This is a genomic window from Streptomyces sp. NPDC059897, from assembly GCF_042730865.1.
Classification (GTDB): domain Bacteria; phylum Actinomycetota; class Actinomycetes; order Streptomycetales; family Streptomycetaceae; genus Streptomyces.
In genome coordinates, this window is sequence record NZ_JBHWKQ010000046.1 from 1 (window position 1) to 15,812 (window position 15,812).

Annotated in this window: 13 protein-coding genes; 4 read left to right on the forward strand and 9 right to left on the reverse strand. The window is 70.4% G+C overall.

What is annotated here, in order from left to right; translation table 11 throughout:
• The first annotated feature begins 80 nt into the window (after positions 1 to 80).
• Genes ACFV9W_RS33165 through ACFV9W_RS33180 form a run of 4 tightly spaced genes read left to right on the forward strand, consistent with a single transcriptional unit; the run spans position 81 to position 4,378 of the window.
• Positions 81 to 1,238: a carbohydrate kinase family protein gene (locus ACFV9W_RS33165; protein WP_385768738.1), complete on the forward strand. Its 1,158-nt coding sequence runs from the start codon at positions 81 to 83 to the stop codon at positions 1,236 to 1,238.
• Positions 1,239 to 1,248: 10 nt separating this feature from the next.
• Positions 1,249 to 2,661 (forward strand): extracellular solute-binding protein, encoded by a 1,413-nt coding sequence (locus tag ACFV9W_RS33170; RefSeq protein WP_385768651.1) that lies wholly within the window; start codon positions 1,249 to 1,251, stop codon positions 2,659 to 2,661.
• Positions 2,658 to 3,560: a carbohydrate ABC transporter permease gene (locus ACFV9W_RS33175; RefSeq protein ID WP_385768653.1), complete on the forward strand. Its 903-nt coding sequence runs from the start codon at positions 2,658 to 2,660 to the stop codon at positions 3,558 to 3,560. Before ACFV9W_RS33170 ends, ACFV9W_RS33175 begins: the two co-directional genes overlap by 4 nt.
• Positions 3,557 to 4,378 carry a carbohydrate ABC transporter permease gene (locus tag ACFV9W_RS33180; RefSeq protein ID WP_385768655.1) on the forward strand — a complete coding sequence of 274 codons (822 nt, stop codon included), beginning with the start codon at positions 3,557 to 3,559 and terminating at the stop codon, positions 4,376 to 4,378. The genes ACFV9W_RS33175 and ACFV9W_RS33180 overlap by 4 nt, the downstream gene beginning before the upstream one ends.
• 14 nt (positions 4,379 to 4,392) lie before the next feature.
• Here the strand turns inward: ACFV9W_RS33180 and ACFV9W_RS33185 are convergent, their stop codons facing one another.
• The 9 genes from ACFV9W_RS33185 to ACFV9W_RS33225 all read right to left on the reverse strand — a co-directional run bounded on the left by ACFV9W_RS33185 (position 4,393) and on the right by ACFV9W_RS33225 (position 15,795).
• Positions 4,393 to 5,052 carry a TetR/AcrR family transcriptional regulator gene (locus ACFV9W_RS33185; protein ID WP_385768657.1) on the reverse strand — a complete coding sequence of 220 codons (660 nt, stop codon included), beginning with the start codon at positions 5,050 to 5,052 and terminating at the stop codon, positions 4,393 to 4,395.
• 46 nt (positions 5,053 to 5,098) lie between these two features.
• Positions 5,099 to 7,513: a glycoside hydrolase family 2 protein gene (locus ACFV9W_RS33190; protein WP_385768659.1), complete on the reverse strand. Its 2,415-nt coding sequence runs from the start codon at positions 7,511 to 7,513 to the stop codon at positions 5,099 to 5,101.
• Between the two features lie 14 nt (positions 7,514 to 7,527).
• Positions 7,528 to 8,793: an alpha-L-fucosidase gene (locus ACFV9W_RS33195; RefSeq protein WP_385768661.1), complete on the reverse strand. Its 1,266-nt coding sequence runs from the start codon at positions 8,791 to 8,793 to the stop codon at positions 7,528 to 7,530.
• 34 nt (positions 8,794 to 8,827) lie between these two features.
• Positions 8,828 to 9,874, reverse strand: a complete 1,047-nt coding sequence (locus ACFV9W_RS33200) for an ABC transporter ATP-binding protein (protein WP_385768663.1) — start codon at positions 9,872 to 9,874, stop codon at positions 8,828 to 8,830.
• Positions 9,861 to 10,892 (reverse strand): ABC transporter ATP-binding protein, encoded by a 1,032-nt coding sequence (locus tag ACFV9W_RS33205; RefSeq protein ID WP_385768665.1) that lies wholly within the window; start codon positions 10,890 to 10,892, stop codon positions 9,861 to 9,863. Before ACFV9W_RS33205 ends, ACFV9W_RS33200 begins: the two co-directional genes overlap by 14 nt.
• Entirely contained in the window at positions 10,889 to 11,860 is a 972-nt protein-coding gene (locus ACFV9W_RS33210) for an ABC transporter permease (RefSeq protein WP_385768667.1), read from the reverse strand. The genes ACFV9W_RS33205 and ACFV9W_RS33210 overlap by 4 nt, the downstream gene beginning before the upstream one ends.
• On the reverse strand, positions 11,857 to 12,930 hold the full coding sequence (locus ACFV9W_RS33215; protein ID WP_385768669.1) for an ABC transporter permease: 1,074 nt from the start codon (positions 12,928 to 12,930) through the stop codon (positions 11,857 to 11,859). Before ACFV9W_RS33215 ends, ACFV9W_RS33210 begins: the two co-directional genes overlap by 4 nt.
• 5 nt (positions 12,931 to 12,935) lie before the next feature.
• Positions 12,936 to 14,603, reverse strand: a complete 1,668-nt coding sequence (locus ACFV9W_RS33220; RefSeq protein WP_385768671.1) for an ABC transporter substrate-binding protein — start codon at positions 14,601 to 14,603, stop codon at positions 12,936 to 12,938.
• A 112-nt stretch (positions 14,604 to 14,715) separates the two neighbouring features.
• Positions 14,716 to 15,795, reverse strand: a complete 1,080-nt coding sequence (locus ACFV9W_RS33225; protein ID WP_385768673.1) for a LacI family DNA-binding transcriptional regulator — start codon at positions 15,793 to 15,795, stop codon at positions 14,716 to 14,718.
• Positions 15,796 to 15,812 lie beyond the last annotated feature (17 nt).

Sequence of the window (15,812 nt, forward strand, 5' to 3'; positions counted from 1 at the left end):
GCGGACGCCCCTTCGTCATACGTAGAGGGGGAGCCCGCGCAAAGATGAGCAACTTCTTGCAACTGCCTGGCCGGAAGTGCATGGTATCGATCATCGTCGCGCCGCAGCGGCCGACGTTCGCGAACAGGGAGGGTACGACGGTGAGTCCGAGCAGGGCGGTGTGCGACTGCATCGATCCGCTGGCGGGGGTACGTGCCACCGGCGATCCCGAACACGACGTGTTCCTCACGGGAACCGTCTTCATGGACCTGGTCTTCACGGGGCTCGACGGCGCCCCGCGCATCGGCACCGAGAACTGGGCCCGCGGCATGGGCTCCAGCCCCGGCGGCATCGCCAATATGGCCACCGCGCTCGCCCGCCTGGGCCTGCGCACCACGCTGGCGGCCACGTTCGGCACCGACCTGTACGGCGACTACTGCTGGGAGTCCCTTGCTGACGTCGAACGCGTCGACCTGACCCACTCGCAGCGCCTCCCCGGCTGGCACTCGCCGCTGACGGTGTCCATGGCGTACGACGGCGAACGCACCATGGTGACGCACGAGCATCCGGCGCCCCCGCTGGAGCACACCGTGCCGCGCGCCCGCGCCGGAGTGGCCTCGCTCGAACCCGACCGCGAGGACGCCTGGTTGCGGCAGGCGCACGAGCAGGGCGCCCGGATCTTCGCCGACGTCGGCTGGGACGAGTCGGGCCGCTGGGACACCGCGACGCTGACCGGCCTCCCGTACGCCCACGCCTTCCTGCCCAACACCACGGAGGCGCTGCACTACACGCGCACCGACACCCCGCGGGACGCGGTGGCGAAGCTGGCCGAGCTCGTGCCGATCGCCGTGGTCACCAAGGGCCCCGACGGCGCCGTCGCCGTCGACTCGCTCACCGGTGAGCACGCCGACGTCCCGGGCCTGCGCGTGGAGGCACTGGATCCGACCGGCGCGGGGGACGTGTTCATGGCCGGGTTCGTGACGGGCACCCTCGCCGGGTGGCCGCTCGCCGACCGCCTTGCCTTCGCCAACCTGACGGCCGCCCTGTCCGTGCAGCACTTCGGCGGTTCGCTGTCCGCTCCAGGATGGGTGGAAGTGGCCGCCTGGTGGGGCGAGTTGACCGCCCGGGCGAAGGCCGGTGACGCCGCCGTCACCGACCTGGCGCGCCGTTACGGCTTCCTGCACGACCTCGTCCCCGCCCGCCTCCACGAGGTGGCCCGCCGCCGCGCCACACCGACCCTCGGCTTCCGCGCCGCGTAGGAGACACACCATGAGCTCAAGATTCACGCGGAGGTCGGTGCTCGTGGCCGCCCTCGCCGCCGGTGCCGCGAGCTGCACACCGGGCACCGACGGTTCGGGCGCGGTGACCGGTGAGACCGCGGCCGGTGGAGGCAACGGCATACCCGACCCCGCGAAGGCCGGGAACGTGACACTGCACGTGTGGGACCAGGAGACCCGCGGCGGCACCAACGCCGAGATCGAGCAGCTCAACAAGGAGTTCCAGCACAGGTACCCGAACGTCACGATCAAGCGGGTCTCGCGGAGCTTCGACGACCTCAAGACGACGCTCAAGCTGGCCCTGTCCGGCAACACCCCGCCCGATGTCGTCCAGGCCAACCAGGGCTACCCGGACATGGTGGCGTTCGTCGAGGCGGGCCTGCTCGCCCCGCTCGACAACTACGCGGGCATCTACGAGTGGAACACCCGCTACCCGGCCACGCTCCTCAACCTCAACCGGGTCTCCGTCGCCGAGCCGGGCGCTTCGCGCCGCTTCGGGACCGGCCGCCTGTACGGGATTTCGCAGACCGGCGAGTTCGTGGGCCTCTACTACAACAAGAAGGTCCTGAAGCGGGCGGACGTCCAACCCCCGCGCACCTGGGCGGAGTTCACCGACAGCCTCGCGAAGCTCAAGAAGGGCGGGGAGCTCCCGATCCAGTTCGGCAACCTCGACAAGTGGCCCGCGATCCACACCTTCGGCATGCTCCAGGACCAGCAGGGCGCCGAGCAGGCCCGCGCCACCGTCCTCGGCGACGGTGACGGCTTCGCCGACCCGCGTACGACGCAGGCCGCCACCACGCTGACCGACTGGCTGGACCGCGGCTATCTCCCCAAGGACGCCAACGGGCTCGGCTACGACGACGCCAACAAGAAGTTCATGGCCGGGCAGGGCGCGTACACGATCACCGGCACGTGGATGCTGGCCGACCTGAAGAAGCGGCTCGGCGACGATCTCGGCATCATGCCCCCGCCACCGCCCACGGCGAGCGGCAAGCCGGTCACCACCGGCGGCCAGGGCCTCGCCTGGTCGGTCACCTCCCGCTCCGCGCACCCCGACGTGGCGGCGGCGTACCTGGACTTCATCACCAGCGAGCACGCGGCGGATGTGATGACGGAGAACGGCGTCCTGCCGGCGGTCCCCGGAAACGCGGCGGCCGCCCTCGACCCGAAGTCCCCCGACGGCCAAATGGTCACGGGCTGGCGGCAGTTGACGTCGGCGGACGGCCTGGTCCCGTATCTGGACTACGCGACACCCACGTTCTACGACACGAGCTCCGCGGCCCTCCAGGACCTCATCGCGGGCAAGACGTCACCTCGGAACTTCTCCCGCAAGCTCGAGTCCGACTACGCCCCGTTCATCAAGAAGCAGCGGGGCAAGGGCAGTTCGGGGGCGTCGGGCTCGTGACCAAGAGATCTCACACATCGGGCCGGGCGGCGCCGGGCGAGCCCCGCTCCATCGGCTACCTCTACGTCCTGCCCGCACTGGCGATCTACGGCCTGTTCCTCCTGTACCCCTTCGGCCAGGCGGTGGGCCTGTCCTTCCTCCACTGGGACGGCCTGACCCGCGCGACCTCGGCAGGGCTGGACAACTACACGGCGCTCTTCACGGACCCGACACTCCGCGCCCCCTTCGGCCACGCGCTGGTGCTGCTGCTCTTCTACGCGGCGCTGCCGGTGGCCATCGGCCTGCTGCTCGCGGCGACGATGTCCCGCATCCGGGTCCGCGGCCTGACCTTCTTCCGCACGGTGCTGTTCCTGCCGCAGGTCCTGGCCATGGTCGTCGTCGGTGTGGCCTGGCGCTCGATCCTGGCGCCCGACGGCCTGCTCAACGACGTGCTGCGCGGCGTCGGCCTCGACAGCCTGGCCCGCCCATGGCTGGGCGACGACACGTGGGCGCTGCCGACGGTGGGCGTGGTCGGCACCTGGGTCATGACGGGCCTGTGCATGGTCCTGTTCCTCGCCGGAGCCCAACGCATCCCGCGCGAACTGTACGAGGCGGCCCGCCTCGACGGAGCGGGCGCCGTACGCGAGTTCTTCGCGGTGACACTCCCCGGCCTGCGCGGCGAGATCTCGGTCGCCCTGACCCTCACGATCATCGCAGGCCTGCGCAACTTCGACCTGATCTACATCACCACGGGCGGCGGCCCCGGCAACGCCACGTCCGTACCGGCCTACGAGGTGTACCACCGCGCCTTCGAGCTGAACGAGGTCGGCTCGGCCGCCGCCATCGGCGTGGCCCTCACCGTCCTCATCTTCGCCCTGACCGTCACGGTCTCCCGTCTCGTCGAAGGGCGCCGCGCATGACCTCCCGCATCGAACGCACGGCCACGTACGCGATCCTGGCACTCTTCGCGGTCATTGCCCTGACCCCGGTGATCGGCATCCTCTCCACGGCCCTCTCCTCCCCCGACGCGGTGGGCGGCGGCTTCGCCCTCCCGGACACCTTCCACTGGTCGAACTTCCAACAGGCGTGGCAGCGCGGCCACTTCGGCACCTACCTCGGCAACTCGGCCCTTGTGACGCTGGCCGTGGTGACCGCTGCGACAGTGCTGTCCATCCTGGCCGCGTACGCCTTCGGCACGATGCGTTTCCCCGGCTCGACGCTGCTCTTCTACCTGTTCGTCCTGGGCCTCACGCTCCCCCAGGAGGCCCTGGTCGTCCCGCTCTACTTCGACCTGAGGTACTTCCACCTCACGGACACCTACTGGGCGCTGATCCTGCCCCAGACCGCGCAGTCCCTCGCGTTCGGTGTGTTCTGGATGCGTACGTACTTCGTCGGCAGCAACCGCTCGGTCATCGAGGCGGCCCGCGTCGACGGCGCCGGATCGTGGACCACACTGTGGCGCATCCTCGTCCCGATGGGCCGCCCGGCCATCACCACGCTCGTCGTGATCACGTTCATGTGGACGTGGAACGAGTTCCTGATGGCCCTGGTCATGATCAGCGACGAGGCCCTGCGCACGGTCCCCCTGGGCCTGGCCTTCTTCCAGGGCCAGCAGAGCGCGGACACGACGCTGCTGGCGGCGGCGTCGGTGCTGATCGCGTTGCCGGTGGTGGTTGTTTATGTGGCGTTGCAGCGGAAGTTCATCGAGGGGATGCTGAGCGGGGCGGTGAAGGAGTAGGGGCACGCACCGGGTCACCGCATCGCCCGGTCGAACTCCCCCTGGTCGAGCGCCCGCTGGGGCAACGGCGTCGGCCGGTCCCGGTCCTGACGGAGGCCGTCCAGGATCAGGGTGAGGTAGCGCTTCCACAGGTCCGGGGTGACGGACCGGCCCTGTTCGGCCGTGGCCATCAGCATGATGTGGATGAGCGGGACGTCCGTCACTTCGATGTCGTCGCGCAGGCTGCCGGCCTGTTGGGCGCGGGTCAGCACGGTGGTCACCGCAGGGGTGAGTCGCTCCCGCATGGTGAGCGCTCGCCGCCTGTCGGGCGTGCCCTCCAGCAGGACGTCGCGCAGGCCGCGGTTGTCGGCGAAGTGCCGGCCGGTGACCAGCAGGAGCTGTTCGAGGCCCGTCCACGGGTCCTCGCACCGCGACGCCTCCTCGGCCGCCTCCGCCAGCCGCTCCACCTGGTCCTCGAAGACCGCCTCGATGAGCTCCTCGCGGTCGGCGAAGCGCCGGTAGACGGTGCCGACGCCGACGCCCGCGTGCCGGGCGATGTCGTCGAGCGTGACCTCGACGCCGCGCTCGGCGAACACCTCACGGGCGGCGGCGATAATGCGCTGCCGGTTGCGTTCGGCGTCCGCCCGCAGCGGCTTGGCGGGGGTGCTCCCGGAGGGGGTGGCTCGGCGACTCATGGGCCCACTGTAGCGAGCCAGCCGGAGACACCCCCTCCGGTTGCCGTCACGTCGCGAAGAAGCCGTTCCGGGTGTGCAGGGTGACCGCGTCCGCGTCCGGCAGCGGGGTCCCCTCTCGTTCCGGGCGCAGCACCACCGTTCCGCTCTCGCCCGGCAGCAGCGTGAGCAGCGCCGTGTCCGCGCGCATGCCGGGGGCCTCGACGATCAGGTCACCGAGCGCGACCCCCGTGGTGAGGTGCACGAGCGCGTGGTCCGCCTTGTGCTCGACTGAGTGCTTGACGTCGGGCGCGGGCCAGCGGACGCCGTCGTCGCGTACGAAGACGTGGACGGCGCGGTCGGCTCCCGCGGTGTCCGCGACCACCAGTTCCTCGCGGCGACGGCCCGCCTGGGTGATGCGGGGGCCGACGGGGAGGGTGAGGACCGAGCGGGCCTGTACCGTGAACTCCTTCTCCGTACGGGCCACTTCTCCGTCCTGGACGTGCACGCGGCGCAGCGCGAGTTCGCCCGTCCACGGCTCGTCCGTGTCGTTGACGAGGACGGCGCTGAGGCCGGCCTCCCTCGGCTGGAGCGTGACGAGGCGGTCGGCGAAGGCGCCGCGCACCGCGTACCAGGCGGGCTTGGGGCGGCCGCCGTGGTCGATCAGGGACCAGGACAGGGCCGGCCAGACGTCGTTTAGCTGCCAGATCAGCGCCCCGGCCGTGCGCGGCCACCAGGAGCGGAAGTGTTCCACGGCGGTGCGCAGGGCGTGTGCCTGGTTGAGGCTCGTGGCCAGGTGCCAGCGGCCGGTGTCCGTGGCGATGGCGGCCGGGTCGGGGAAGCGGGCCTTCAGGCGGTCCACGAGGTGGCGTTCGCCGCCGGGCTGCTTCTGGTGTGCCAGCAGCGCCGGGTCGTCGGGGCTTTCGGGCAGGGTGCCGAGCGCCTCGGTCAGCGTGGCCCGGGTGGCCGGGGCCTGCCAGCCGAACTCGGCGGCGAAGCGCGGGATCTGGTCGCGGTAGTGGGCGTAGTCGAGGAGGTTCCAGGTGTCCCAGAGGTGGGCCGGGCCGTCGCCCGGAACCTGCGGGTGGACGCCCGGTTCGCTCGCCACGGGGCTGTTCACGACGTACACGGCGCCGGGCGCGTGGGCCTGGACGGCGGCCGGGAGCAGCTCGCGGTAGTAGCCCTCGCCCCAGGTGCGGTCCCGGATCCGGCTGCGCCAGCCCCAGTCCTCGTGGCCAAGCAGATTCTCGTTGGCGCCGTTCCAGAGGACGACACTCGGGTGCGCCGCGAGGCGGCGGACGACGTCGTCGGCCTCGGCGACGACCTCCGAGCGCAGCGGCTCCTCCTCAGGGTAGGCGGCGCAGGCGAACGCGAAGTCCTGCCAGATCAGGACGCCGCGCTCGTCGCAGGCCGCGTAGAAGGCCTCGTCCTCGTAGATGCCGCCGCCCCAGACGCGCAGCATGTTCATGTTGGCGGCGCATGCCTGGTCGATACGGGTCTCGTAGCGGGTGGGGGTGATGCGGGAGACGAAGAGGTCGTCGGGGATCCAGTTGGCGCCCTTGCAGAACACCGGGCGCCCATTGACCCGCAGGGTGAACGCGCGACCGTGCTCGTCAGGTGTCGTGTCGACGGTGATGTGCCGGAAGCCGACGCGGTGGTGTGTCTCCTGGAGGACCTTGCCGCCCTCCCCCAGCAGCCGCACCGTCGCGTCGTGCCGGGTGGGTGCGCCGTAGCCGCGTGGCCACCACAGGTCGGGCGCGGGGACGTCAACAGACACGCTCTGTCGGCCCGTTGAGTCGATGGGGAAGCGTTCCGTGTGTCCCGCGACCGTGATCTCGGCCTCGCACGGACCGCCCTCCACGTCGAGCCCGACGACGAGGGTGCCGTACCGCAGGTTCTCGTCCAGGGTCGTGGTGACATCGACGTCCGCGCGGGCCGTGTCCCACACGTCGAGGCGCACGTCCCGCCAGATCCCGGCGGTGACGAGCGTGGGGCCCCAGTCCCAGCCGCCCTCGCAGGCCATCGTGCGCAGTTCGTTGTAGGGGTACGACCAGTCGTACGGCAGCGGGTCGTCGCCGGCCGACTCCAGCATGGCCCGCGCGGACGAGGCGAAGCGGACGGTCAGCTCGTTCGTCCCCGGCCGAACGGCGTCGGTCACGTCGAAGCGGTAACGGCGGTGCATGTTGCGGGTGTTGCCGACCTCCGTGCCGTTGACGACGACCGTCGCGATCGTCTGGAGCCCGTCGAAGGCGAGGTGCGCGCGCGAGCCGTCGGCCAGGTCCGCCATGTCGAAGTGTCTGCTGTACTCCCAGTCCGCGAGCCCGACCCATTGTGCGTCCGCCTCGTTCGTGCCGAGGAAGGGGTCGGCGATGACCCCGGCCCGCATCAGGTCGGTGTGCGCGCATCCCGGCACGACCGCCGGGACCTCGATGTCACCGGTCCCGTCGGCGGACCGCAGCGTCCAGCCCTCACCCGTCAGTTCCACGATCTCCTGCCCTCTCATTCGTCCGGCCGGTCCGTCGGTGCCCGATACCCCTCGGGGACCCGCGGCAGCTCCCGTACTCCCGTTTCGAAGACTTCGACCGACTCCAGCAGGGCTCCGTCGCCGTCGACCTCGACGGTCAGCTCGGCGGCCGTCACCGGTTGGGTGAGGTGGATGCGTCCGGCGCCCACGGTCAGCCCCTCGGCGAGGACGCGGTCGCCCGCCCGCACCACATGGCGTACGACGCGCTGTCCGTCGGTGAGGTCCTCGCGCAGCCGGATGTGGTCGAAGGTCACCGGTTCGGCGAAGGAAGCCTTCCAGGTGTCGCCGCGGGTCAGTTCAGCAGTCCCCGCAGGCGTGCCGAAGCGGCGTGTCACCTCCGCGCCGAACTCCGCCGCCCGCGCCGCGTCGGCGTCCGGGATCCGGCCGCGGGTGTCGGGCGGCAGGTTGAGCAGGAGGTTCGCGCCGAGGCCCACGGAGCGGTAGTGGATGGCGAGCAGGTGCTCCAGCGACTTGGGCTCGTCGTCCGGGTGCCAGAACCAGCCGCGCCGGATCGACACGTCGCACTCGGGCGGCAGGTAGAGCGCCTCGGCGAACTCGGCGGTGACGACCGTGTAGTTGCTCATCTGGGTGTGGTCGACGACGTACTCGACGGGGTCCGCGGCGAGCCCGTCCTCGTTGCCCACCCAGCGGATCGTCGGGTCGCCCATGTTGAACACCATGGCGTCGGGCTGGTGCTTGCGGGCGACGGCCATGATGGCGGTCCAGTCGTACTCGTAGCCGTCCGAGCCGGCGCCGTCGAACCACAGCTCCATCAGCGGCCCGTACGAGGTGCACAGCTCGCGGATCTGCTCGGTGTAGAGCTTGGTGTACGCGGCCGGGTCGGCGTACTCGGGCGCGTGCCGGTCCCACGGGGACAGGTACACCCCGAAGCCGAGTCCGGCCGCCCGGCAGGCCGCCGCCAGTTCGCCGACGACATCGCCCTTTCCGTCCTTCCACGGCGAGGAGGCGACGGAGTAGTCGGTGGTCTTCGTCGGCCACAGGCAGAAGCCGTCGTGGTGCTTCGCGGTGATGATCGCGTAGTGGGCCCCGGCCGCGCGGGCCGTGGCGACCCACTGTTCCGCGTCGAGGTCCGTGGGGTCGAAGGACGACGCCGGGAGGGTGCCGTCGCTCCACTCCTGACCGTGGAAGGTGTTGATGCCGAAGTGGAAGAAGACGCCGGTGTTCAAGCGCTGCCAGGCGAGTTGGTGCGGTGTCGGTGCGAGGGGGGCGTCTGATTGCAACGCGGGTCCTTTCAGGGGTGGTACGGGGTCGGGCTCAGGCGTACTGCTCGTCCTGCGCCCAGCAGTGCACCCAGTGGGTGTCGTCGACCTGGGTCCTCGCCGGGAAGGCCGTGGCGCAGATGGGTCTGGCGAGGGGGCAGCGGGTGCGGAAGCGGCAGCCGGAGGGCGGGTCGACGAGGCTCGGGGGTTCGCCGAGGGTCTCCTCGTCGTCGACATCCGGTTCGTCGAGGAAGCCGCCGCGGTCGGGGTCGGGCGCCGACTCCAACAGGAGCCTGGTGTAGGGGTGTTGGGGGTTGGCGACGAGTTCGTCGCCGGGTCCGGACTCGACGAGCTGGCCTGCGTACAGGACCTTGATCTCGTCGGCGAAGTAGCGGGCGCTGGCGATGTCGTGGGTGATGTACAGGATCGCCAGGCCCTCGTCGTCGCGGAGCTTTCCGAGCAGGTTGAGGATGTCCAGGCGGATGGAGACGTCCAGCATGGAGATCGGTTCGTCGCCTAGCAGGACCTTCGGGCGGGCGGCGAGCGCGCGGGCGATGGCGATGCGCTGGCGCTGGCCGCCGGAGAGCTCGTAGGGGAACTTGTCGATGAACTGGTCGGCCGGTGTGAGGTTGACGCGTTCGAGGAGCTGGAGGATCTGGCGTTCCGTGTCCTCGGCGCCGGAGGTGAGGCCGTGCAGTTTGAGGGGGCGGCTGAGGATGTAGCGGATCTTGTGGACCGGGCTGAGCGAGGCGAACGGGTCCTGGAAGATCATCTGGACCTGGCGGTAGTACGCGCGCTTCGCCTTCGCCGTGCGGGCCTTCTTGACGACGTCGCCGTCGAGCCGGATCTCGCCCTCGGTAGGCGGGTAGGCGAGCGCGAGCATCCGGGCGAGTGTCGACTTTCCGCTGCCGGACTCGCCGACGAGCGCGGTGATGCGGCCCCTGTGCAGCGCGAGCGAGGTCGGCTCGACGGCCTTGACCTCCTTGCCGTGGCCGCCGGGCCCGTGCATCGGGAAGCGCTTGACGACCTCACGGGCCTCCAGGACCGGGGCCGGTTCCGTGGCCGGGCCCGGCGCCGGGACGGTGGTGTCAGGTGCGGGCATGGCTGGCCTCGGCTTCCGGGGTCGTCGTGGCGGGGTTCCGGTGGAGGTGGCAGGCGACGTCGCCGACCGCCTCGCCGAGCTGCAGCAGGACCGGCTCCTCGCGGTCGCAGGCGTCCATGCGCTGGGCGCAGCGGGGGTGGAAGGAGCAGCCGGGCGGCGGGGTGCGCAGTCCCGGTGGCGAGCCGGGGATGCCGGTGATCTCGCGGCGTTCGCCGTGCAGCGGAGGGAAGGCGCCGCGCAGGGCGGTGGTGTACGGGTGCCGGGGGTCCTCGTAGAGGCGGCGCGGCGGCCCGGTCTCCACGATCTTACCCGCGTACATGACGGCGATCCGGTCGGCGATCTCGATGAGCAGCGACAGGTCGTGAGTGATGAAGACGACCGAGAAACCCAACTCCCGTTTGAGGCGTGCCACTTGGCGCAGGATCTGGCGCTGCATGACGACGTCGACGGCGGTCGTCGGCTCGTCCATGACGACGAGGTCGGGTTCGCAGGCGAGCGCGAGGGCGATGGTGGCGCGCTGGCGCATGCCGCCGGACAGCTCGTGGGCGTAGGAACGCAGCCGGTCCGCGGGGATGCCGACCATGCCGAGCAGCTCACCCGCCCGCTCCCAGGCCGCCTTCTTCGACAGGCCGCGATGCCGCCTCAGGACGTCGGCGAACTGGGTGCCGAGGCGGAGCACGGGGTTGAGGGCGTTCATCGCGCTCTGGAAGACGATGGCCACCTTCTCCCAGCGCAGCGACTCCAGTTGACGTTCGGTCAGGCGCAGGATGTCGGTGTTGTCGGCGCCGTCGTGGCCGTGCAGGATCACCGAGCCGCCGGTGGTGACGGCCGGCGGCCGCTCCAGGCGGGTCATGGCGGTGACCAGGGTGGACTTTCCGCAGCCGCTCTCGCCGACGATGCCGAGTGTCTCGCCGCGGCGCAGGGTGAGATCGACGCCGCGCACGGCGTGCACGGGGTTCTCCTGGTCGAAGTAGTCGACGTGCAGGTCGCGGACGGTGAGCAGAGGGGCGCCGGTCACGAGGTGACCTCCTTGACGGGTGCGGCCTTGTGGGACCCGGTGGCGTCGCCCGCGCCGATGCGGGCGGCGCGGGCCCGCATCCGTACCTGCTTGGAGGGCTTGCGCAGGCGGGGGTTGGACACCTCGTCGATGCCGAAGTTGATGAGCCCGGCGGCGACGCCGACCAGGGCGATGCAGGCGCCCGGCGGAATGAACCACCACCAGGCGCCGCGGGTGAGCGCGGAGCCGTTCTGCGCCCAGTACAGCATCGAGCCCCAGCTGGTGATGTTGATGTTGCCGAGGCCCATGAAGGACAGGCCCGCGTCGGCGAACATCGAGCCGACGACCGCGCCGAGGAAGCTGACGGAGATCAGCGGGGCGAGGGACGGGATGAGTTCGCGGGTGATGACACCCCAGCGGCTCTCGCCGGTCATCTCGGCGGCGGCCACGAAGTCGCGGTGGCGCAGGGACAGTGTCTGCGCCCGCTTCTGCCGCGCGGCCCACGGCCAGGCGGTGAGACCGATGACGAGGGCCACGGTGACCCAGCCGCCGCGCCCCTGCACATAGCTCGCCACGATGATGAGGAGCGGCATGCCGGGGATGACGAGGAAGATGTTGGTGGCGACGGTCAGGAGCGAGTCCGCCCGCCCGCCGAGATAGCCGCCCGCGACCCCGACCAGGACCGAGAGCACCGTGGTGACGACGCCCGCGACGAGCCCGACGAGCAGCGAGACGCGGCTGCCGACGACGAGCTGCGCGAAGACGTCCTCGCCGTTGGCCGTGGTGCCCAGCAGGTGTGCCCCGGAGGGCGGCTGCATGGAGCCGCTGGTGTCGACGTCGCTGGGCTGGAGCCCCATCAGGTTCTCCACGACGAACGGGCCGAGGGCCGCGAGCAGGGCGAAGAACACGATGATGGCGATCCCGACGCGGACCTTGAGATTCCCTGGCAGCTTCGGCAGCCGCCGCCCGGCGCGTACCGACTTCGTCATGAGCGGGTCTCCCTCGCGCGCGGGTCGATCAGTCCGTACACCGAGTCCGCGATGAAGTTCGCGGCGAGCACGGTGAGCGAGACGATCAGGAACAGGGCCTGCATCAGCGGGTAGTCGACGCTGGAGACGGCCTGGTAGAGCAGATAGCCCACCCCGGGGTAGGAGAAGACGATCTCCACGAGGATCTGGCCGCTGACGGCGGAGCCGATGGTGAGGGCGAACCCTGCGACGCTGGGCAGGACCGCGTTGCGGGCCGCGTACTGGAACATCACGCGGGCCTTGGACAGGCCCTTGGCGCGGGCGAGGAGCACGTAGTCCTCGGAGACGGTCGTCACCATCATGTTGCGCATGCCGACCAGCCAGCCGCCGAACGAGGCGACGACCATGGTCACGGCCGGCAGGATGCCGTGCTCCAGGACGCTCATCAGGAACGGGCCGTTGAAGGCGACCGCCATGTCACCGTCGTACGCGCCGCTGATCGGCAGCCAGTTCAGCTGCACGCCGAACGCCATGACCAGCAGCAGCGCGACCCAGAAGAAGGGCAGCGCGCCGAGGAACATCGAGGCGGGCGTGATGAAGGAGTCGAAGCGCGAGCCGACGCGGGAGCCCGCGAGGACGCCCATCGAGGTGCCGATGACGAAGGCGAGCACGGCGGTCAGGCCGACGAGCCCGATGGTCCAGGGGAGCCCGGAGCGGATCACTTCCCATACGGGCGTCGGGTAGTAGGCGACCGACGCCCCGAAGTCGAAGTGGGCGATCTGGCCGAGGTAGGTGACGTACTGGTCCCACAGGGGTGCGCCGGGCGCGCCGAACAGCCGGTAGATGCTGGTGACCTGTTCGGCGGAGAGGTTCTGCTTCTGCTGCATCTGGGAGATGAGCGCGGAGGCGGGATCGCCCGGCATCAGGCGCGGGATGAGGAAGTTGAGGGTGACGGCGACGGCCGCGGCACCGAGGTAGAAGCCGAGGCGGCGCAGGAAGTAGCGGGCGGCGCCGAACCTGGCGGTCGCCGAGCGCCGGCCGGGCGGTGGTGCCTCCGCGGTGGCGGGGGTGAGGACGGGGGCGGTGGCCATGACCGTCAGCCCTTCGCCGGACGCAGGTTGAGCAGGATGCTCATGGCGTCGATGCCGCCGGACCACGGGGCGGGCTGGGCGTAGGGCTTCTTCTCGTCGGGCCAGCCGGTCCAGTTCTTGGTGCTGTACTCCGACGAGACGCCGATCGTGATCAGCGGGGCGGCCGGCACCTCGTCCACCATGATCTTCTGGAACTCGGCCGAGTACTTCTTGACGCTCGCTTCGTCGTTGGCGCTCGCCATCTCCTTGAGCAGCGCGTCTGCCTTCTTGCTCTTGTAGTGGCCGTAGTTGGTCCAGATGCCGCCGTTCTCGCTGTACAGCATGTCCTTGAAGAAGTTGTACGGCGTCGAGTAGTAGACCCCGCCGCCGATGGTGACGTCGAAGTCACCGGTCTTGCGCTTGGCGTCGATCTGCGCGGCCGCGATGGGCTTCACGTCGACGTCGATGCCGGCCTTCTTCAGCTGCGAGGCGACGACCTTGTCGAACTGCACGGCGTCGCCCCACTCCTGCACCTCCATGATGGAGAAGCTGAGCTGCTTGCCACTGCGGTCGACCAGCTTGCCGTTCTTCTTCGTGTAGCCGGCCTTCTTGAACTCGGCGAGCGCCTTGGCGAGTTCGGCCGTGGGCTGCTCGGCGTCCTGGTACTCGTCGGCGATCCACTTGCCCTGGGTCTTCGAGTCGAGGCCCGTGAGGTTGAGGGTGTTGAACATGCCCGGGTTGGTGACGTTCAGGAGCTGGCCGCGGTCGACGGCCAGCGACATGCCCTTGCGCACGTGGACGTCGTCGAACGGCTTCTTCTTGTGGTTGAAGAACAGGAACTGGCCGCCGTAGGTGGGGTACCAGGCGTGGTGGTTCTTCGGGTCCTTGTCGATGTACTGCTTCTTGACGTCGGGCACGACGCCGCCGCTCCAGTCGAGCTCCCCGCTGAGCAGCTTGGGCACCTCGGACGCCTGCGTGATGATGGGCGCCTTCACCGTCTTGACCGGGACGTTCTTCTGCTTCCAGTAGTCGTCGCGGGCCTCGAAGGTGAGCTGCTGCGGGGTGTACTGCTTGAGCTTGTACGGGCCCGAGCCGACCGGGTTCGGGTTGGTGTCCTTCGCGCCGTCCTTCTTCTTCCAGATCTTCTCGGGCACCGGGGTGATCGCGCCGATGCTCTCGATCTTGGAGTAGGCGGCCTTGTCGAAGGTGATCTCGACGGTGTGCTCGTCCGGCGCGGAGGCCTTGGTGAAGTCGAAGGCCCAGGTCGGCGGCAGCTTGTGCTTCTTCACGTAGTTGATGGTGAACACGACGTCCTGGGCGGTGAGTTTGGAGCCGTCGCTCCAGTTGGCCCGCTCGTCGAGGTGGACGGTGATCTTCTTGCCGCCGTCGGCCCACTCGTACTTCTTCCCCAGCCAGGGGGTGAACTTGCCGCCCTGAAGGATGTTGAAGTCGAAGAGCGCCTCGTACTGGAACCCGAAGGTGCCCTGCGTGGCCTTGAGGGCGAACGGGTTGAAGTTGCGGTTGATGGTGGTGCCCGCGAAGCCGAGGTTCGTGGTGAGCGAGCCGCCACCGGCGGAGCCGCCCGCCGGGGTGGGCGCGGCCGAACAGCCGGACAGGGCAAGGGAGAGCACGGCGGCGCCGACGGCGGCGACGCGGACGCCGGTGCGCGGGGCGGGCTGGGACTTCGGGTTCATCAGGGCTCCCGAGGAGTGGTGGGGACGGGGGACATCACGTGTGGGGAGTGGCGTGCGGCAGGTTTTAGACATCGTTGTCAGGTCGTGGCGGTGGGGCGCCGTGGAATGCGGATCAGCCGGGGGCGGGGGCCGGTTCCGCCGGTGCGGGGCCGCTGCTGCCGCGCGGGACGATGCGCGGGGTCTCGTCCTCGACGGTGCGCGCGGGCCCACCGTCGATCAGCGCGAGCAGTTCCTCCGCGGCGCGCCGCCCGAAGGCCGGGGTGTCACGGACGAGGGCGGACAGCGGCGGGTGGGTGGAGCCGGTGAGCACGGACTCGTCCCAGGCGACGAGGGTGAGCGCGCCCGGCACCGCGATGCCGAGCGAGGCGGCGACGCCGAGCCCGGCGACGGCCATCACATCGGTGTCGTAGACGATCGCGGTGGGCCGCGGCGCCGGTGTGTCGAGCACCTGTCGGGTGGCTTCGACGCTCTGCTGGCGCGAGTAGTCGGTGGGGATGCTGCGTACGTCGGCGGGGTCGAGGCCGAGCCGCTCCGCCTCATCGCACAGGGAGCGGATCCGCTGCTGGGTGTGGGCGAGATGGGGCAGCCCCGCGATGTGCGCGATGCGGCGGTGGCCCAGTCGGTGCAGGTGCTGGACGATGCCGGCCATCGCCCGGGTGTCCGAGGCCCACACACTGGAGATACCGGGGTGCGCCGAGCCGCTCTCGCCCCGTGGCACGGATCCGACGAACACGGCGGGCAGGCCCAGCTCGTCGAGCAGCGCCGGACGCGGGTCGCCGCCCCTCGGGTCGACGACGAGCACACCGTCGACCCGGCGCTCGGCCCACCAGCGGCGGTAGGCGGCACACTCGGCGTCCAGGTCGGGGACCACCAGGAAGAGCAGCCCGATGCTCCGTCCGGCGAGCGCCTCCTGGATCCCGGACACCAGTTGCAGGAAGAAGAACTCCGCGCCCAGGGCCCGCGCGGGACGGGCCAGGACGAGGCCCACCGTGGCGGTGCTGTCCCCGTTCAACGCCCGTGCCGCCGCGCTCGGTTGCCACCCGAGGCGGTCGGCGACCTCGCGCACCCGCTGCCGGGTGGACGGCGAGACACCGGGTCGCCCGTTGAGCGCGAGGGACACGGCGGACTCGGACACCCGCGCCTCTTCGGCGATGTCCTTCAGGGTCGAGCGTCTCGAGGGGGTACGGCGCATGGATTCTCCTGCCACGC

Excerpts from the sequence above, each read along its gene's own strand:
- ACFV9W_RS33165 (WP_385768738.1), top strand. The coding sequence starts at position 81 with ATGGTATCGATCATCGTCGCGCCGCAGCGGCCGACGTTCGCGAACAGG.
- ACFV9W_RS33210 (WP_385768667.1), bottom strand. The coding sequence starts at position 11,860 with ATGACGAAGTCGGTACGCGCCGGGCGGCGGCTGCCGAAGCTGCCAGGG.
- ACFV9W_RS33200 (WP_385768663.1), bottom strand. The coding sequence starts at position 9,874 with ATGCCCGCACCTGACACCACCGTCCCGGCGCCGGGCCCGGCCACGGAA.
- ACFV9W_RS33170 (WP_385768651.1), top strand. The coding sequence starts at position 1,249 with ATGAGCTCAAGATTCACGCGGAGGTCGGTGCTCGTGGCCGCCCTCGCC.
- ACFV9W_RS33180 (WP_385768655.1), top strand. The coding sequence starts at position 3,557 with ATGACCTCCCGCATCGAACGCACGGCCACGTACGCGATCCTGGCACTC.
- ACFV9W_RS33220 (WP_385768671.1), bottom strand. The coding sequence starts at position 14,603 with ATGAACCCGAAGTCCCAGCCCGCCCCGCGCACCGGCGTCCGCGTCGCC.
- ACFV9W_RS33215 (WP_385768669.1), bottom strand. The coding sequence starts at position 12,930 with ATGGCCACCGCCCCCGTCCTCACCCCCGCCACCGCGGAGGCACCACCG.
- ACFV9W_RS33225 (WP_385768673.1), bottom strand. The coding sequence starts at position 15,795 with ATGCGCCGTACCCCCTCGAGACGCTCGACCCTGAAGGACATCGCCGAA.
- ACFV9W_RS33185 (WP_385768657.1), bottom strand. The coding sequence starts at position 5,052 with ATGAGTCGCCGAGCCACCCCCTCCGGGAGCACCCCCGCCAAGCCGCTG.